This is a genomic window from Modestobacter versicolor (genome assembly GCF_041028285.1).
Taxonomy (GTDB): Bacteria; Actinomycetota; Actinomycetes; order Mycobacteriales; family Geodermatophilaceae; genus Modestobacter; species Modestobacter versicolor_A.
In genome coordinates this window covers 1-13429 of the sequence record NZ_JABGDB010000007.1, presented here as the reverse complement: position 1 = coordinate 13429, position 13429 = coordinate 1, and the positions used below count along the sequence as shown (strand labels likewise).

Below are 13429 nucleotides of genomic sequence, written 5' to 3'. Positions count from 1 at the left end.
ACGCACACGGGGCAGAGCGAGCTGCACCCGTTCGGCGAGGCCACGGTAGGCCACGGCTCCGACGGGAGCCCGTGCGGAGAGCAGATCCGGGCGCGCCGTCGCCTGTCCAACGGCCGGCGGCGCGCTCCGTTCCCGCCCCGGCCCGGGCTCTCACCCGCCGTCCCGGACGCCGGCGACGACCTCGCCGATCGCGGCGAGCGTCGGGTGGTCGGCGTCGAGGTAGCCGGTGTGCCCCTGGGTCAGCGCGGTCGGCAGCGGGGAGTCGCCGTAGGACATGTCGGTCGGCGAGCCGCCGAACCAGCCGAGCCAGGACACCGGGTCCGCCGGGGACGCCGCCCCGTGCACCTCGGCCGCCTCCAGCCGCTCCGCTCCCCCGCCGGCCAGCCCCGGGCTGCCCAACAGCACCAGCGCATCGGCGGCCAGCGGGCCCGGCGCCCGGACCGCCTGCCCGGTCACCACCGTGCCGTAGCTGTGCGCGACCACCGTCGTCCGCGGGGCCGGGACCGTCGTCGCGGTCGCGCGCGCCGCGGCCAGCCCGTCGAGCGCGCGGTCCAGCGCCGGGCCGCCGCGCCGGGACGCCCGGGTCAGCGCGGCGGTGGCCAGGCCCGGCGTGCGGTAGCCGAGCCAGGCGACCGTGGCGACGGCGAGCCCCGGTGCCGCGGCCTCCGCCGCCCGCCCGACCGCCGCCGCGTCGTCCAGCACCGCGGGCAGGTCGTCGTCCGGCGTGGTGAGGATGCCGGGGACCAGCACCCCCACGGCGCCCGCCGCGTCCAGGTCCCCGAGCGCCACGGCCACCAGACCGGCGGCCGGGGCGAACTGCAGCAGCTGGACGGGGGTGCCCGCCCGCTCCTGCGCGGCGAGCTGACCGGCCACCACCCCGGCCAGCTGGCGCTGCTCCCCGGCAGGTCCGCCCGGCGCGAGCGCCGCGGCGAGGACGAGCCGGTTGGCCCGGTCGCGGGCCCAGGCCGGCAGCCCGTCGAGGGCGCCGACCAGCGCCGGCCGGGCGGCGATCTCGGCCAGCTGCGCGGCCGCCGTCAGGCCGGACCACCAGTCGGCGGCCCGCTGCGGGTCGCGACGGCGCGGGAGCGGGGGCGGCACCGGCGCCGGGCGCAGCGCGGTCGGGCCGGCGGGCTGTCCGGGTGCCGCGCCGGCGTGGAGCAGCGGCAGCTGGGCCTCCCGGGCGCAGGCCAGCGCCCGCGCCGCGGCCGCCCGCGCCTCCGCGGCCCGGGCGCCGGCCAGCTGCGCGCCCCGCTGGACGGCCAGCACGTCGGCCCGCTGGTCGGCGGCCGTGGCCGGGCCCGGCGCGGCGGGGAGCCCGTGCGCGCCGCCGGCGTCGTCCAGGACCACGCCGACCGAGGCCGCGGTGGCCAGGGCCCCGGCGGCCCACTCCTGCGCCTCTGCGGCCGCGCCGGACAGCCCCCGCAGGCTGGTCAGCGACGTGCCCATCGCCCCCGCCGCGCCGGACGCCTCGGTGGACAGCTCGACGACCGCCGCCGCCGCTGCCCGCCCGGCGGGCCCGGACCAGCACTCCGCGGTGCCCAGGCGGCGGCCCAGCACGTCGAGCCGGTCGCGCCAGGGCCGCAGCCGGTCGGCGGCCTCGCCCAGCCGGGCCACCCCGCTGCGCAGGCCGGCGACGTCCCAGCCGGCGAGCTGGACGAGCGAGGCCGGGGCGGTCACCGGGGCGGTCATCGGGGCACCGCCCGGTCCCCGACCCGGCCGGCGCCGGAGAGCTGCCCGGCCAGCCCGAGGTCGGCGGCGCGGTAGGCGGCCAGAGCGGCGTCCAGGGACGCCGCGACCGCGAGGGTCCGGGCGGCCAGCGTCGTCAGCGCGGCGTTCCACTGGCCGCCCGCCAGCGCGGCCTCCTCCCCCACCGGGCCGGCCAGCGCCCCGGCCAGCGACCGGCTCGCGCCCGCGGTGCCCCGCTCCTCCTCCGTGAGCTCCCCGGCCAGCCCGCGCAGCTCGGCGAGCAACCCGCCCAGCACCTCGAGCTGGACGGAGATCAGGTGGGACACGGGGCCTCCCGGCGCTGCGGTGGCCCCGCGACGAGGGCCTGTACCGCGACGCTAGGGACGCCGGACCGGGGCGCGGGCGCCGTCGTCCACACCCCGTGCGGGTGTCCACAACCGGCGCTCCGCGCCCCCGGCTCAGGGCGCGCTCGTGGTCAGGCTGCTCGTCGTCGTGTCGCTGGCCCCGCCGACCACGATGGACCGGCGCTTGCTGATCACGACGGCGGTGACGATCACCAGCGTGGCCGCGAGGGCGATCAGCACCCGCACGGTGGTGTTCTCGTCGTCGCCCACCGACAGCCCCACGACGGCCGGGGCGATGAGCAGCGCCACCAGGTTCATCACCTTGATGAGCGGGTTGATGGCCGGGCCGGCGGTGTCCTTGAACGGGTCGCCGACGGTGTCGCCGATGACCGTGGCGGCGTGCGCCTGGCTGCCCTTCCCGCCGTACGCGCCGTCCTCCACCATCTTCTTGGCGTTGTCCCAGGCGCCACCGGAGTTGGAGAGGAAGACCGCCATCAGCGTGCCGGTGGCGATCGCCCCGACCAGGTAGGCCGCCAGCGGACCGAAGCCGAGCCCGAAGCCGACGGCGACCGGGGCGAGGACGGCGAGCAGGCCGGGGGTGGCCAGCTCGCGCAGCGAGTCCTTGGTGCAGATGTCGACCACGGCGCCGTAGTCCGGGCGCTCGCTGTAGTCCATGATCCCGGGCCGGGTGCGGAACTGCTCGCGCACCTCGAACACCACCCGGCCGGCGGCGCGGGAGACGGCGCTGATCGCCAGGCCGGAGAAGAAGAACACCACCGCGGCGCCGATGACGGCCCCGACGACGTTGTTCGGCGACACCAGCGTGAACGCGTCGCCGAGGGTGGCGCCGGCGTCCTCCAGGGCGTCGCCGATGCTGGCGTTGTAGGAGCCGAAGAGCGCGGTCGCGGCCAGCACCGCGGTGGCGATCGCGATGCCCTTGGTGATCGCCTTGGTGGTGTTGCCGACGGCGTCGAGGTCGGTGAGCACCTGGGCGCCCGCCTCGTCGATCTCGCCGGACATCTCCGCGATGCCCTGGGCGTTGTCGCTGACCGGCCCGAAGGTGTCCATCGAGACGATGACCCCGGCCGTGGTGAGCAGGCCGCAGCCGGCCAGCGCGACGGCGTAGAGCGCCGCCGCACCGCCGATGAGGAACGCCCCGTAGACGGCGGCACCGATGAGCAGCGCGGCGTAGACCGCCGACTCCAGCCCGAGGGAGATGCCCGACAGGATCACCGTCGCCGGGCCGGTGAGGGAGCTGCGGCCGACGTCCTTGACCGGGCGGCGGGAGGTCTCGGTGAAGTAGCCGGTGAGCTGCTGGATGGTGGCCGCCAGGACGACGCCGATGAGCACCGAGACGAAGCCGAGCACCTGCGGGCTGACGGCGACGTCCAGGCCGTCGGAGATCGAGGGCAGCACGGTGAAGGAGGCCACCGCCACCAGCACCAGCGAGACGGCCGCGGAGGTGAAGAAGCCGCGGTTGATCGGGGCCATCCACGAGCTGTCCCCGGCGCTCGGGTTGCTGGCCAGGATGCCCACGACCGAGGCGATGATCCCGACCGCCGCCACCACCAGCGGGAAGACCATCCCGACGGCGCCGAAGAAGACCTGGCCGAGGATCAGCGCGGCGACCAGGGTGACGGCGTAGGACTCGAAGAGGTCCGCGGCCATGCCCGCGCAGTCACCGACGTTGTCGCCCACGTTGTCCGCGATCGTGGCGGCGTTGCGGGGGTCGTCCTCGGGGATGCCGGCCTCGACCTTGCCGACCAGGTCCGCGCCGACGTCGGCGGCCTTGGTGAAGATGCCGCCGCCGACCCGCATGAACATCGCCAGCAGCGCGCCGCCGAAGGCGAAGCCCTCCAGCACCACCGGCCCGGTCTCCTGGAACAGCAGCAGCGCCAGCGAGGCACCGAACAGGCCCAGGCCGACGGTGATCATCCCGCAGACGCCGCCGGTGCGGAACGCGATCCGGAAGGCCGGCCGGTGGCCGCCGGCGGCCGCTGCAGCAGCCACGCGGACGTTGCCGCGGGTGGCCAGGGTCATCCCGATGAAGCCGACCGAGGCGGAGAACGCGGCGCCGATGAGGAAGAACCCGGCGCGGCCGAGCCGGGTGCCGAGCCCGCCGTCGGAGACCGGGAGCAGCAGCAGCAGGACGAAGACGATGACGGCGAAGACCCCCAGCGTGCGGAACTGCCGCCGGAGGAACGCGCCGGCCCCCTCCTGGATCGCGAGGGCGATCTCCTGCATCTTCGGCGTCCCCGGGTCGGCGGCCATGACCGCGCGGGACAGGTAGAAGGCGAAGCCCAGGGCGGCGAGGGAGATGACGAGCACGACCGCCACCAGGGTGAGGTCGCCTCCGGAGAGTTCGGTGTCGGGCATGTGTTCCTCCGCAGCGAGGTGGGGGCGCGCACCTGCCTGGCGCCCCCGGGCCTTCGCGCGGGGAGGGCCCGGCGTGGGACGCACTGTGCCGCAGGAGCGACGACAGGTCCAGACCTGTTTGTGATCTGTTTCACACGGTGCGTCATCCGGGCAGGACCCCCCGGCACGGGCTTGCGCCGCGGTGTGACAGTGGGGTGGTGACGTCCTTGCGCTCCGTCGGTCTCCCCGCCGACGCGCCGGACCGGACAGCCGACACCGCTGCCCCGGCCGGGCCCGCCGGGGGGACGCTGCCGGGAACCGACCTGCTCGCCTCGCTGCTGTCCGGGACCGACCCCGAGGACGACCCGGTCACCCACGTCCACCGGTTGCCGGTCCGGCCGCCCCGCACCGCGCCCTGGCCGGCCTGGGTCGACCCGGCGCTCCGGCAGCGGCTGGCCGACCGCGGGGTGGTCGCCCCGTTCAGCCACCAGGTCGCCGCCGCGGACCTCGCCCGTTCCGGGTCGAACGTCGTCGTGGCCACCGGCACGGCGTCGGGCAAGTCGCTGGCCTACCAGCTGCCCGCGCTCACCACGCTGACCGAGGACCCGCGGGCCTGCGTGCTCTACCTCGCCCCGACCAAGGCGCTGGCCCGCGACCAGCTGGCGTCGGTGGCCGCCCTGGCCGGGCCCACGGTGCGGCCGGCCGCCTACGACGGGGACACCCCGACCGAGGAGCGGGAGTGGGTCCGGCGGCACTCGCGCTGGATCGTGACCAACCCGGACATGCTGCACCGCGGGATCCTGCCGGCCCACCAGAAGTGGTCGAGCACGCTGCGGCGGGTCGCCTACGTGGTGGTCGACGAGTGCCACGCCTACCGCGGGGTGTTCGGCTCGCACGTCGGGCACGTGCTGCGCCGGCTGCGGCGGATCTGCCGCCGGTACGGCGCGGAGCCGGTGTTCGTGCTCGCCTCGGCGACCGTGGCCGACCCGGCCGCGGCCGCGAGCCGGCTGGTCGGGGCACCGGTGACCGCGGTGACCGACGACGGGTCGCCCCGGCCGGGCGCCACCTTCGCGCTGTGGGAGCCCCCGCTGACCGAGCGCACCGGCGAGCACGGTGCACCGGTGCGGCGCTCCGCCGCCGCCGACGCGGCCGGTCTGCTCGCCGACCTGGTCGAGCAGAACGCCCGGACGCTGGCCTTCGTCCGCTCCCGGCGAGGCGCGGAGTCGGTCGCCGAGCAGGCCCGGGCGGTGCTCCGCTCCCGCGGCCGCAGCGACCTGGCGGCGAAGGTCGACTCCTACCGCGGCGGGTACCTGCCCGAGGAGCGCCGGGAGCTGGAGCGCGCGCTCTCCGCCGGCGACCTGCTGGGCGTGGCCACCACCAACGCCCTGGAGCTCGGCATCGACATCGCCGGCCTGGACGCCGTGGTGCTGGCCGGTTACCCCGGGACGCTGGCCTCGATGTGGCAGCAGGCCGGCCGCGCGGGGCGGGCCCAGACCGAGTCGCTGGTCGTGTTCGTCGCCCGGGACGACCCGCTGGACCACTACCTCGCCCACCACCCGCAGGCGGTGTTCGGCCGGCCGGTGGAGGCGACGGTGACCGACCCCGCCAACCCCTACGTGCTGGGCCCGCAGCTGTGCTGCGCCGCAGCGGAGCTGCCGCTGGTGCCCGCGGACCTGCCGGACTTCGGCGGTGACGTGGCCGCCGCCCAGCTGGAGGAACTGGTTGCCGACGGCCTGGTCCGGGCCCGCCCGGCGGGCTGGTACTGGGCCGGCCGCGGTCGCCCGGACGTCGACATCCGGGGCAGCGGGCAGGCGCCGGTGTCCATCGTCGAGGGCGCCACCGGCCGCCTGCTGGGCACCGTCGACGGCGACGCCTCGCACGCCACGGTGCACACCGGGGCCCTCTACGTGCACCGCGGGGAGACCTACGTCGTCGACGAGTTCGACGTCGAGGACGCCTGCGCGATGGTGCACCCGGAGAGCCCGGAGTGGACCACCGTCGCCCGGGACGTCGTCGACCTGGCCATCGTCTCGGTGGACCGCACCCGTCCGCTGGGCCCGGTCACCGCGCACACCGGCGTCGTCGACGTCACCAACCAGGTGGTCGCCTACCAACGGCGGCGCCTGGGCACCGGCGAGGTGCTCGCCGAGTTCCCGCTCGACCTGCCACCGCGGCAGCTGCGCACCCGCGCGGTGTGGCTGACGCTGGACGACCGGGCGGTGACCCGCGCCGACGTGTCCGACGCCGCGCTGCCCGGTTCGCTGCACGCCGCCGAGCACGCCTCGATCGGGATCCTGCCGCTGCTGGCCACCTGCGACCGCTGGGACCTGGGCGGCGTCTCGACCGCGCTGCACCCCGACACCGGCGCGGCCACGATCGTCGTCTACGACGGCCACCCCGGCGGTGCCGGCTTCGCCGAACGGGGGTACGCGGTGCTGCGCGAGTGGCTGCAGGCCACCCGGGCGACGGTGGCCAGCTGCGAGTGCGAGTCCGGCTGCCCGTCGTGCGTGCAGTCGCCCAAGTGCGGCAACGGCAACGACCCGCTGGACAAGGCCGGCGCGGTCCGGGTGCTCGACGTCGTCCTGGACGAGCTGGCGAACGCGCCGGAGCTGACCCCCGAGCAGGCCGAGGCGACCAGGCGGCCGGCACCGCGGTCGGGCCTGTTCGGCACCAGCACCACGCCACCACCGGAGATCCCGACCACCGACCGGCCCGACCCCGACGACCTCGTCTTCTGACCCTCCGGCCGGAGGCCCGGCTCCGGGCGCTCGGTCAGGCGCTCTGTCGGGCGCGGCGTCGGGCGCGGCGTCGGGCGGCGCGGGACCGGCGCGGGCCCGGGCCGGCGCGTCCACCACACCGACCGGGCCGAGCCGGACCGGCACGTGCACCCGCAGCTCCACCACCGCCGCGTCGCTGACCGCGCAGGAGTCGAGGACCGCACCGTTGGCGGCCGCCACCTCACCGGCCACCCCGCAGGCGTCCGGGTCGCCGAGCACGGCCCGCCCGGCCGCGGCCAGCGCGGCCAGGTCCGCGGCGGTGGTCGCCCGGTGCCGCGCCACCACGGCCGACCCGACGAGCACCACGGCCGCGCCCACGGTGGCCAGCACCGTGGCCAGCGCGATCGTCCACACCGTCGCCGCCCCCCGCTCCGGGTCGTCGCGGGTCACGGGTCCTCCTCGGCCGCCGGCTCGCGGAGCCCCGTGGCGGTGGCCGACACCTCGACCCGCCAGGGCAGCGGGCCCAGCGGGGAGACCGTCGCGGAGACGGTGACCTGCACGGTCCCGCCGGCACCTCCCAGCTCGGTCACCGCGCCGTCGGGCGCCGCGCCGGCCGCCACGTCGGCGACCACCCCGGCCGGCTCGCCGCGGGCCGCGGCCCGCGCGCCCTCCCGTGCGGCGTCCACGCAGCGCAGCTGGGCGCCGACCAGCACCACCGCCGACACGGCGCCGGCCAGCACCAGCAGCAGCACCGGCAGCACGACGGCCGTCTCCGCGGTGACCATGCCCTCCTCGTCGCGGGGCCTCCGCCGGGTGTGCGCCACCGGTCAGGAGAGGGTGGCCAGGGCGTCCTGCACCAGCTCGCCCAGTGCGCCGACGACCGAGCCACCGGTGACCACCTGGTAGAGCACCGCGGCGAACGCACACGCCGCGACCGTGCCGACGGCGTACTCCGCGGTGCTCATCCCCTCCTCGCCGCCGGCGCGGACCTCCGCCCACCGCCGCGCCAGGGCACGCCGGTACCCGGCCGGTCCGGTGACGTCCGACTGCTCGTCCATGTCCCCTCCTCCACCCGGACCGCCCACCGGTCCGTCGTCGTCGAGCCTGCGGTCGGCGGCGGTCGCGCCCCAGCCCTGCGGCGCAGGTGTGGACAGCCGGGTCCGCTGTGGACGGCCGCCCCCGCGCGGCGCCGGCACGTGCCTCAGCCGAAGACGTCGGCGGCGATGCCGAGCACCAGCGGGACGACGCCCAGGCAGAGGAACGCGGGCAGGAAGCACAGCCCCAGCGGTGCCAGCACCCAGACCCCGGCCCGGCGGACGGCCGCCTCCGTCTCGCTGCGGCCGGTGCTGCGGAGGTCGGCGGCGAGCCGCTGCAACGCGGGGACCACGGCGGACCCCGACTCGCCCGCCCGGACCACCGTGCGGCCGAGCGCCTCGAGCGCTCCTGGGGCGCCCGACCACGCGCGGCGGGGCGCGGCACCCAGCCGGTACAGCGCCCCCACCTCGGTCAGCTGCTCGCCCAGCGGCCCGGCGACCGCGCTCCCGACCGCGGTCAGCGCGGCGCCGACCGGCGTCCCCGCGGTGAGGCAGACGGCGAGGAGGTCACAGGCCACCGGCAGGTCGCGGACCATCGCGGCGCCTCGGTCCGGCGGGGCGCCGGACCGGCGGAGCAGCCGGTCGATCGCGATCCCGGCACCGGCCCCGGCGAGCGCCGCCGCCCAGCCGCTCCCCAGGAGCAGGAACACGACGAGCCCGCCGCCGGCCGCCTCGAGCCGGCGACGCACCGGCCCGGGCGGCGCGCCCCGGGCTCGGGAGGACCACCGCGCCGCTCGCGCCGGTGCCCGGACGAGGGCGGTCGCGCGCCGGCGGCGGACCGCCCCCGGCGGCACCCAGAGCAGCAGGGCCGCCGCCAGCGCGAGCGGCGCCCCGCCGGTCACCGCTGCACCGCCCGCCGCACCAGCCGGGCGGACCAGGCGGTGCCGGCCAGCTCGAGGGCGACCCCGGCGACGAGCAGCACGGCGCCCGGGCGGGTCGTGGTGAGCACCCGCCACGGGTCGGCCCCCACGCCGCTGCCCATCAGCAGCCCCAGCACCGGCAGGCCGGCCAGCACGGCGGCGCTGGCCCGTGGTCCGGCCACCGCTGCCCGCAGCTCCTGCTCGGCGACCAGCCGGGCCCGCAGGTCGTCCTCGACGGCGGTGACCACGCCGGCCAGCGAGCAGCCGGTGCTGCTGCTGAGCCGGACCGCCGCCGCCAGCCGCACCAGCGCCCGGGCCGACTCGTCGGCAGGCGCGCCGGGTGGCGGCTCCCCCAGCCGGAGCACCGGGCCGAGCGCAGCGGCGGTGCCGGCGTCCGGGCAGCTGTCGACGGCGGCGCCGGTGGCCTCGTCCAGCGGGCGGCCGGCGCGCAGCTCGGCGGCCAGCGCGCCCAGCGCCTCGACCAGCGCCCGGCACCGGCGGGCGGCGTCGGCGGCCGCCGCCCGCCGGTGCAGCGCCCGTCCGGCCGCCGCGCCGCAGAGTGCCGCGAGCGCGGCGACGAGCGGGGTGGACGACAGCAGTCCGGCGAGACCGGCGAGCACGGCCGGCCACAGCGGGCCGGTGCGGCGACGCAGCACCGAGCCGACGTCCGGCCGCCGGCCGCGTGGACCGGAGAGCCGGGCGGCCGGCGCGACCGCCGGCCAGCCGGCCAGCGCCGCCGCCAGGCAGAGCAACGCCGCGCTCATCCGGGGGCCGGCCCGTCCAGCAGCTGCAGCAGCTCGTCGCGGGCCGGGCAGGGACCACCGTCGGCCCGCCAGCCGGCGGCCACCTCGATCAGCGACCCGTCGCGCCGGACCACGCCCAGCTCGGCCACGTGCCGGCCGGCCGCGGAGCGCCGGAGGTGGACCACCACGGACAGCGCGGCGGCCGCCTGGCTGTGCACTGCCGCCCGGCCCAGCCCCGCCGCCTCGCCGAGCGCCTCCAGCCGCGCGGGCAGGTCGCCGGCCCGGTTGACGTGCAGGGTGCCGCAGCCGCCGTCGTGGCCGGTGTTCAGCGCAGCGAGCAGGTCGACGACCTCGCCGCCGCGCACCTCGCCGACCACCAGCCGGTCCGGGCGCATCCGCAGCGCCTGGCGGACCAGGTCGCGCAGCGCCACCGCGCCGGCGGCCTCCACGTTGGGCGGGCGGGTCAGCAGCCGGACGACGTGCGGGTGCAGCGGGGCGAGCTCCGGGGCGTCCTCGCACAGCACCAGCCGCTCCCCCGGGTCGACCAGGCCGAGCAACGCGGAGAGCACCGTGGTCTTGCCGGTGCCGGTGCCGCCGGTGACCAGGAAGGCGAGCCGGGCGCGCACCAAGGCCGTGAGCAGACCGGCCGCCTCGCCGGGGAAGGCGCCGCGCGCGGCGAGGTCTGCGAAGGACAGCACTGCGCGGCGCAGCACCCGCAGCGACAGGCAGGTGCCCGACCCCGACACCGGCGGCAGCACCGCGTGCAGCCGGGTGCCGTCGGGGAGGCCGGCGTCGACCCACGGCGCGGCGTCGTCCAGCCGCCGGCCGGCGGCCGCGGCCAGCCGGACCGCCAGCCGGCGCACGGCGGCCTCGTCGGCGAACCGGACGTCGGCCGGTTCCAGGCCGGCGCCCCGGTCCACCCAGACCGCGTCCGGGCCGTTGACCAGCACGTCGGTCACCCCCGGGGTGCGCAGCAGCGGCTCCAGCACCCCGGCGCCGGACAGCTCGTCGGTCGCCGCCCGGACGGCCCGGAGCACCCCGCGGTCGCCGAGCAGCCCGCCCGCCTCCTCGCGCACCAGCGCGGCCACCGCGACCGGGCTGGGGGCGCCGCTGCCGGTGGCCAGCCGGGCCCGCACGCGCTCGACCAGGGGGCCGGCCTGGTCGTTCACGCCGGACGCCCGGCGAGCCGCGCCAGCAGCTGCCGGCTGAGCAAGCCGAACGGAGACCGTGCGGCCACCGAGGGCGGCTCGCCGCGCTCGCTCCGGGGCACCGCCGACCGGTCCTGCCCGAGCTCGGCCACGACCGGCCGGCCCACCACGTCGGCCACCGTCCTGCGGTCCAGCCCGCCGGGCACCGGGCGGCTGACCACCACCGCCGCGGACCAGGGAGCCCGGTCGCCGGCCAGCAGGGTGCGGGCCACCGCCGCCGGACGGACCCGGGCCGGCACGAGCAGCACGGCCAGGTCCGCCTCGGCGAGGACCGGCTCGGCCGCTGCGCTGCGGACCGGCAGGTCGACCACGACACCGCAGCCGGTGTCCCGGGCGCCGGTGACCACCGCCAGCAGCGCCTCGGCCGGCACGTCGCCCGGCTGCTCCCGGGAGGCGGCCAGCACCGGCACGCCACCGGCCTCGGGCAGGGCCGCCGCCAGCGCGGCGCCGCCCACCCGGCCGCTGACCCCGGCGAGCTCGGGCCAGCGGAGCCCGGGCGACCGCTCCGCGCCGAGCAGCAGGTCCAGCCCGCCGGCCCACCCGTCCCCGTCGACCAGGAGCACGCCGTCTGCTGCCGAGGCCCGCGCCGCCAGCGCCAGCGCGGTGGCCAGCGTGCTGGCACCCGCTCCACCGCACGCGCCGCCGACGGCGACCACCCAGCCCGGCCGCACCGGCGCCCGGACCGCGGTGGCGACCCGCTCGACCAGCCACGTCTCGTCCCGGGGCAGGACGACGACCCGCTCGGCACCGACCTCGACGGCGGCGGGCCACACCGCGGCCGACGGCTCTCCGGCGACCACCACCACCACACCGGGGCGGCGCGGCAGCCCCCGCACCGCTGCGCTGTCCAGCACCCCGGCGTCCAGCAGCACGAGCGGGGCGTCCCGGTGGGCGCGGCGCAGGGCGCTCCCACCGGAGGTCAGCTCACCGGTGGTGCCGGCGGCGGCGAGCAGGCGGAGGAGGTCGTCGACCAGCCCGGGGTCGGTGCCGACGACGAGCGGGTGGGCGGGGCGGGTGAGGTGCGCAGCGACGGACACGGGTCCAGCGCAGGGCACCGCCGCCCGCCGGGGAAGCCCGGGACGGGATCTGTGGACGACCCTTCCGGGTGAGGACGACGGCGCGCCCCGCCGCCGGGCCGGCCGGTCCCCTTACCGTGTGAGAGGTGACCCGCGCTGCGGCGTTCTTCGACCTGGACAAGACGGTCATCGCGAAGTCCAGCACCCTGGCCTTCGGACGACCGTTCTTCCAGGGCGGGCTGATCAACCGGCGGGCGGTCCTCAAGGGCGCCTACGCGCAGTTCGTGTTCTCCCTGTCCGGCGCCGACGCCGACCAGATGGAGCGGCTGCGCCGGCAGATCACCGCGATGACCACCGGCTGGGACGTCGCCGTGGTGCACGACATCGTCCAGGAGACGCTGCACGAGATCGTCGACCCGCTTGTCTACGCCGAGGCGGCCGACCTGATCGAGGCGCACCAGGCGGCCGGGCGCGAGGTGGTCATCGTCTCCAGCAGCGGCGCGGAGATGGTCGGTCCGATCGGCGAGATGCTGGGGGTCGACCGGGTGGTCGCCACCCGGATGGTCACCGTCGACGGCCGGTACACCGGCGAGATCGACTTCTACGCCTACGGGGAGAACAAGGCCGCCGCCATGCGGGAGGTCGCCGCCGAGAAGGGCTGGGACCTCGCCGAGTGCTGGGCCTACAGCGACTCGGTCACCGACCTGCCGATGCTCGAGGCGGTCGGGCACCCCACCGCGGTCAACCCCGACCGGGGGCTGCGCAGGGTCGCAGCCGTTCGGGGCTGGCCGTTGCTGGAGTTCACCCGCCCGGTCCCGTTGCGGTCCCGCGCCGCCAGCTCCCGGACGCCGGTGGTGACCAGTGCCGCGGTCGGGGCCGCCGTGGCGGGCCTGGCCTGGTACGCCCGGCGGCGCGCGCTGCGGGCGCCGTCCGGCGGCACGCTCCCGGCCACCCAGCTGCCCGCGTCGATCGCCGCGGCCGCCCGCTGGCGGCGCCGGGAGGCCTGAGCCCCGGCTCGTCAGCCGCGGAGCAGGCTCTCGCAGATCGCCAGGCCCTCGGCGGCGCCCAGCTCGGTGGCCCGCGCGCAGTGCACCAGCCAGGCCGCGAGCCCGGCTGGCCGGCCGGAGCGGTAGCCGGCCAGCGCGTCGGCGTGGGCGGCGGCGCCCAGCTCGGCGAACCCGACCTCGGGGACGGTGACCGCCTTGGGGTCCAGCCCGCGGGTGACCACCATCAGCCGCCCGGCGGCCCGGGCGACCACCCCGTCCTGGACGCCGAACGGGGCGAGCGCGGCCAGCTCGCCGTGCACGACGGCGGCGAGCACCACGGCCGGCACCGTGCTGGCGCCGGTGATGACGGAGAACAGCCCGCTCAGCCGGGGTCCGGCCTGCCCGGTGGGCCGGCCGAGG

Annotated in this window: 11 protein-coding genes and 2 pseudogenes; 2 read left to right on the top strand and 11 right to left on the bottom strand. The window is 78.2% G+C overall.

Translation table 11 applies throughout. The annotated features are described in order from the left end of the window. Window positions 1-150: 150 nt before the first annotated feature. From HL054_RS18715 to HL054_RS18705, 3 genes are all read right to left on the bottom strand, one after another. Complete coding sequence (locus HL054_RS18715; RefSeq protein ID WP_369140582.1) at window positions 151-1689, bottom strand: alpha/beta hydrolase; 1539 nt, start codon at window positions 1687-1689, stop codon at window positions 151-153. Further along, the gene (locus tag HL054_RS18710; RefSeq protein ID WP_369140581.1) at window positions 1686-2012 is read right to left on the bottom strand and encodes a hypothetical protein; all 327 of its coding nucleotides are present in this window, start codon (window positions 2010-2012) and stop codon (window positions 1686-1688) included. The genes HL054_RS18715 and HL054_RS18710 overlap by 4 nt, the downstream gene beginning before the upstream one ends. A gap of 132 nt (window positions 2013-2144) precedes the next feature. Then, entirely contained in the window at window positions 2145-4406 is a 2262-nt protein-coding gene (locus tag HL054_RS18705) for a sodium-translocating pyrophosphatase (RefSeq protein ID WP_369140580.1), read from the bottom strand. A gap of 197 nt (window positions 4407-4603) precedes the next feature. On the opposite strand from HL054_RS18705, the gene HL054_RS18700 reads away from it, so the two are divergent. Further along, window positions 4604-7123 (top strand): DEAD/DEAH box helicase, encoded by a 2520-nt coding sequence (locus tag HL054_RS18700; protein WP_369140579.1) that lies wholly within the window; start codon window positions 4604-4606, stop codon window positions 7121-7123. A gap of 93 nt (window positions 7124-7216) precedes the next feature. On the opposite strand, the pseudogene HL054_RS18695 reads toward HL054_RS18700, so the two are convergent. The 7 genes and pseudogenes from HL054_RS18695 to ssd form a co-directional block, all read right to left on the bottom strand. Then, a pseudogene (locus HL054_RS18695) lies at window positions 7217-7552 on the bottom strand (Rv3654c family TadE-like protein); the annotation flags it as partial. Continuing rightward, window positions 7549-7926, bottom strand: a complete 378-nt coding sequence (locus HL054_RS18690; protein WP_369140578.1) for a TadE family type IV pilus minor pilin — start codon at window positions 7924-7926, stop codon at window positions 7549-7551. The gene HL054_RS18690 and the pseudogene HL054_RS18695, both read right to left, overlap by 4 nt. Window positions 7927-7929: 3 nt before the next feature. Next, window positions 7930-8160 (bottom strand): DUF4244 domain-containing protein, encoded by a 231-nt coding sequence (locus tag HL054_RS18685; protein WP_369140577.1) that lies wholly within the window; start codon window positions 8158-8160, stop codon window positions 7930-7932. A 143-nt stretch (window positions 8161-8303) separates the two neighbouring features. Then, complete coding sequence (locus tag HL054_RS18680) at window positions 8304-9038, bottom strand: type II secretion system F family protein (protein ID WP_369140576.1); 735 nt, start codon at window positions 9036-9038, stop codon at window positions 8304-8306. Next, a complete protein-coding gene (locus HL054_RS18675) occupies window positions 9035-9820 on the bottom strand; it encodes a type II secretion system F family protein (protein WP_369140575.1) in 786 nt (261 codons plus the stop codon). The genes HL054_RS18680 and HL054_RS18675 overlap by 4 nt, the downstream gene beginning before the upstream one ends. Continuing rightward, window positions 9817-10968, bottom strand: a complete 1152-nt coding sequence (locus tag HL054_RS18670) for a TadA family conjugal transfer-associated ATPase (protein WP_369140574.1) — start codon at window positions 10966-10968, stop codon at window positions 9817-9819. Before HL054_RS18670 ends, HL054_RS18675 begins: the two co-directional genes overlap by 4 nt. Next, window positions 10965-12044, bottom strand: a complete 1080-nt coding sequence (gene ssd, locus HL054_RS18665; protein ID WP_369140573.1) for a septum site-determining protein Ssd — start codon at window positions 12042-12044, stop codon at window positions 10965-10967. Before ssd ends, HL054_RS18670 begins: the two co-directional genes overlap by 4 nt. A 125-nt stretch (window positions 12045-12169) precedes the next feature. On the opposite strand from ssd, the gene HL054_RS18660 reads away from it, so the two are divergent. Beyond that, entirely contained in the window at window positions 12170-13030 is an 861-nt protein-coding gene (locus HL054_RS18660) for an HAD family hydrolase (RefSeq protein WP_369140572.1), read from the top strand. A gap of 11 nt (window positions 13031-13041) precedes the next feature. Here HL054_RS18660 and HL054_RS18655 read toward each other — a convergent pair. After that, window positions 13042-13429 (bottom strand): annotated as a pseudogene (locus tag HL054_RS18655) (oxidoreductase); the annotation flags it as partial.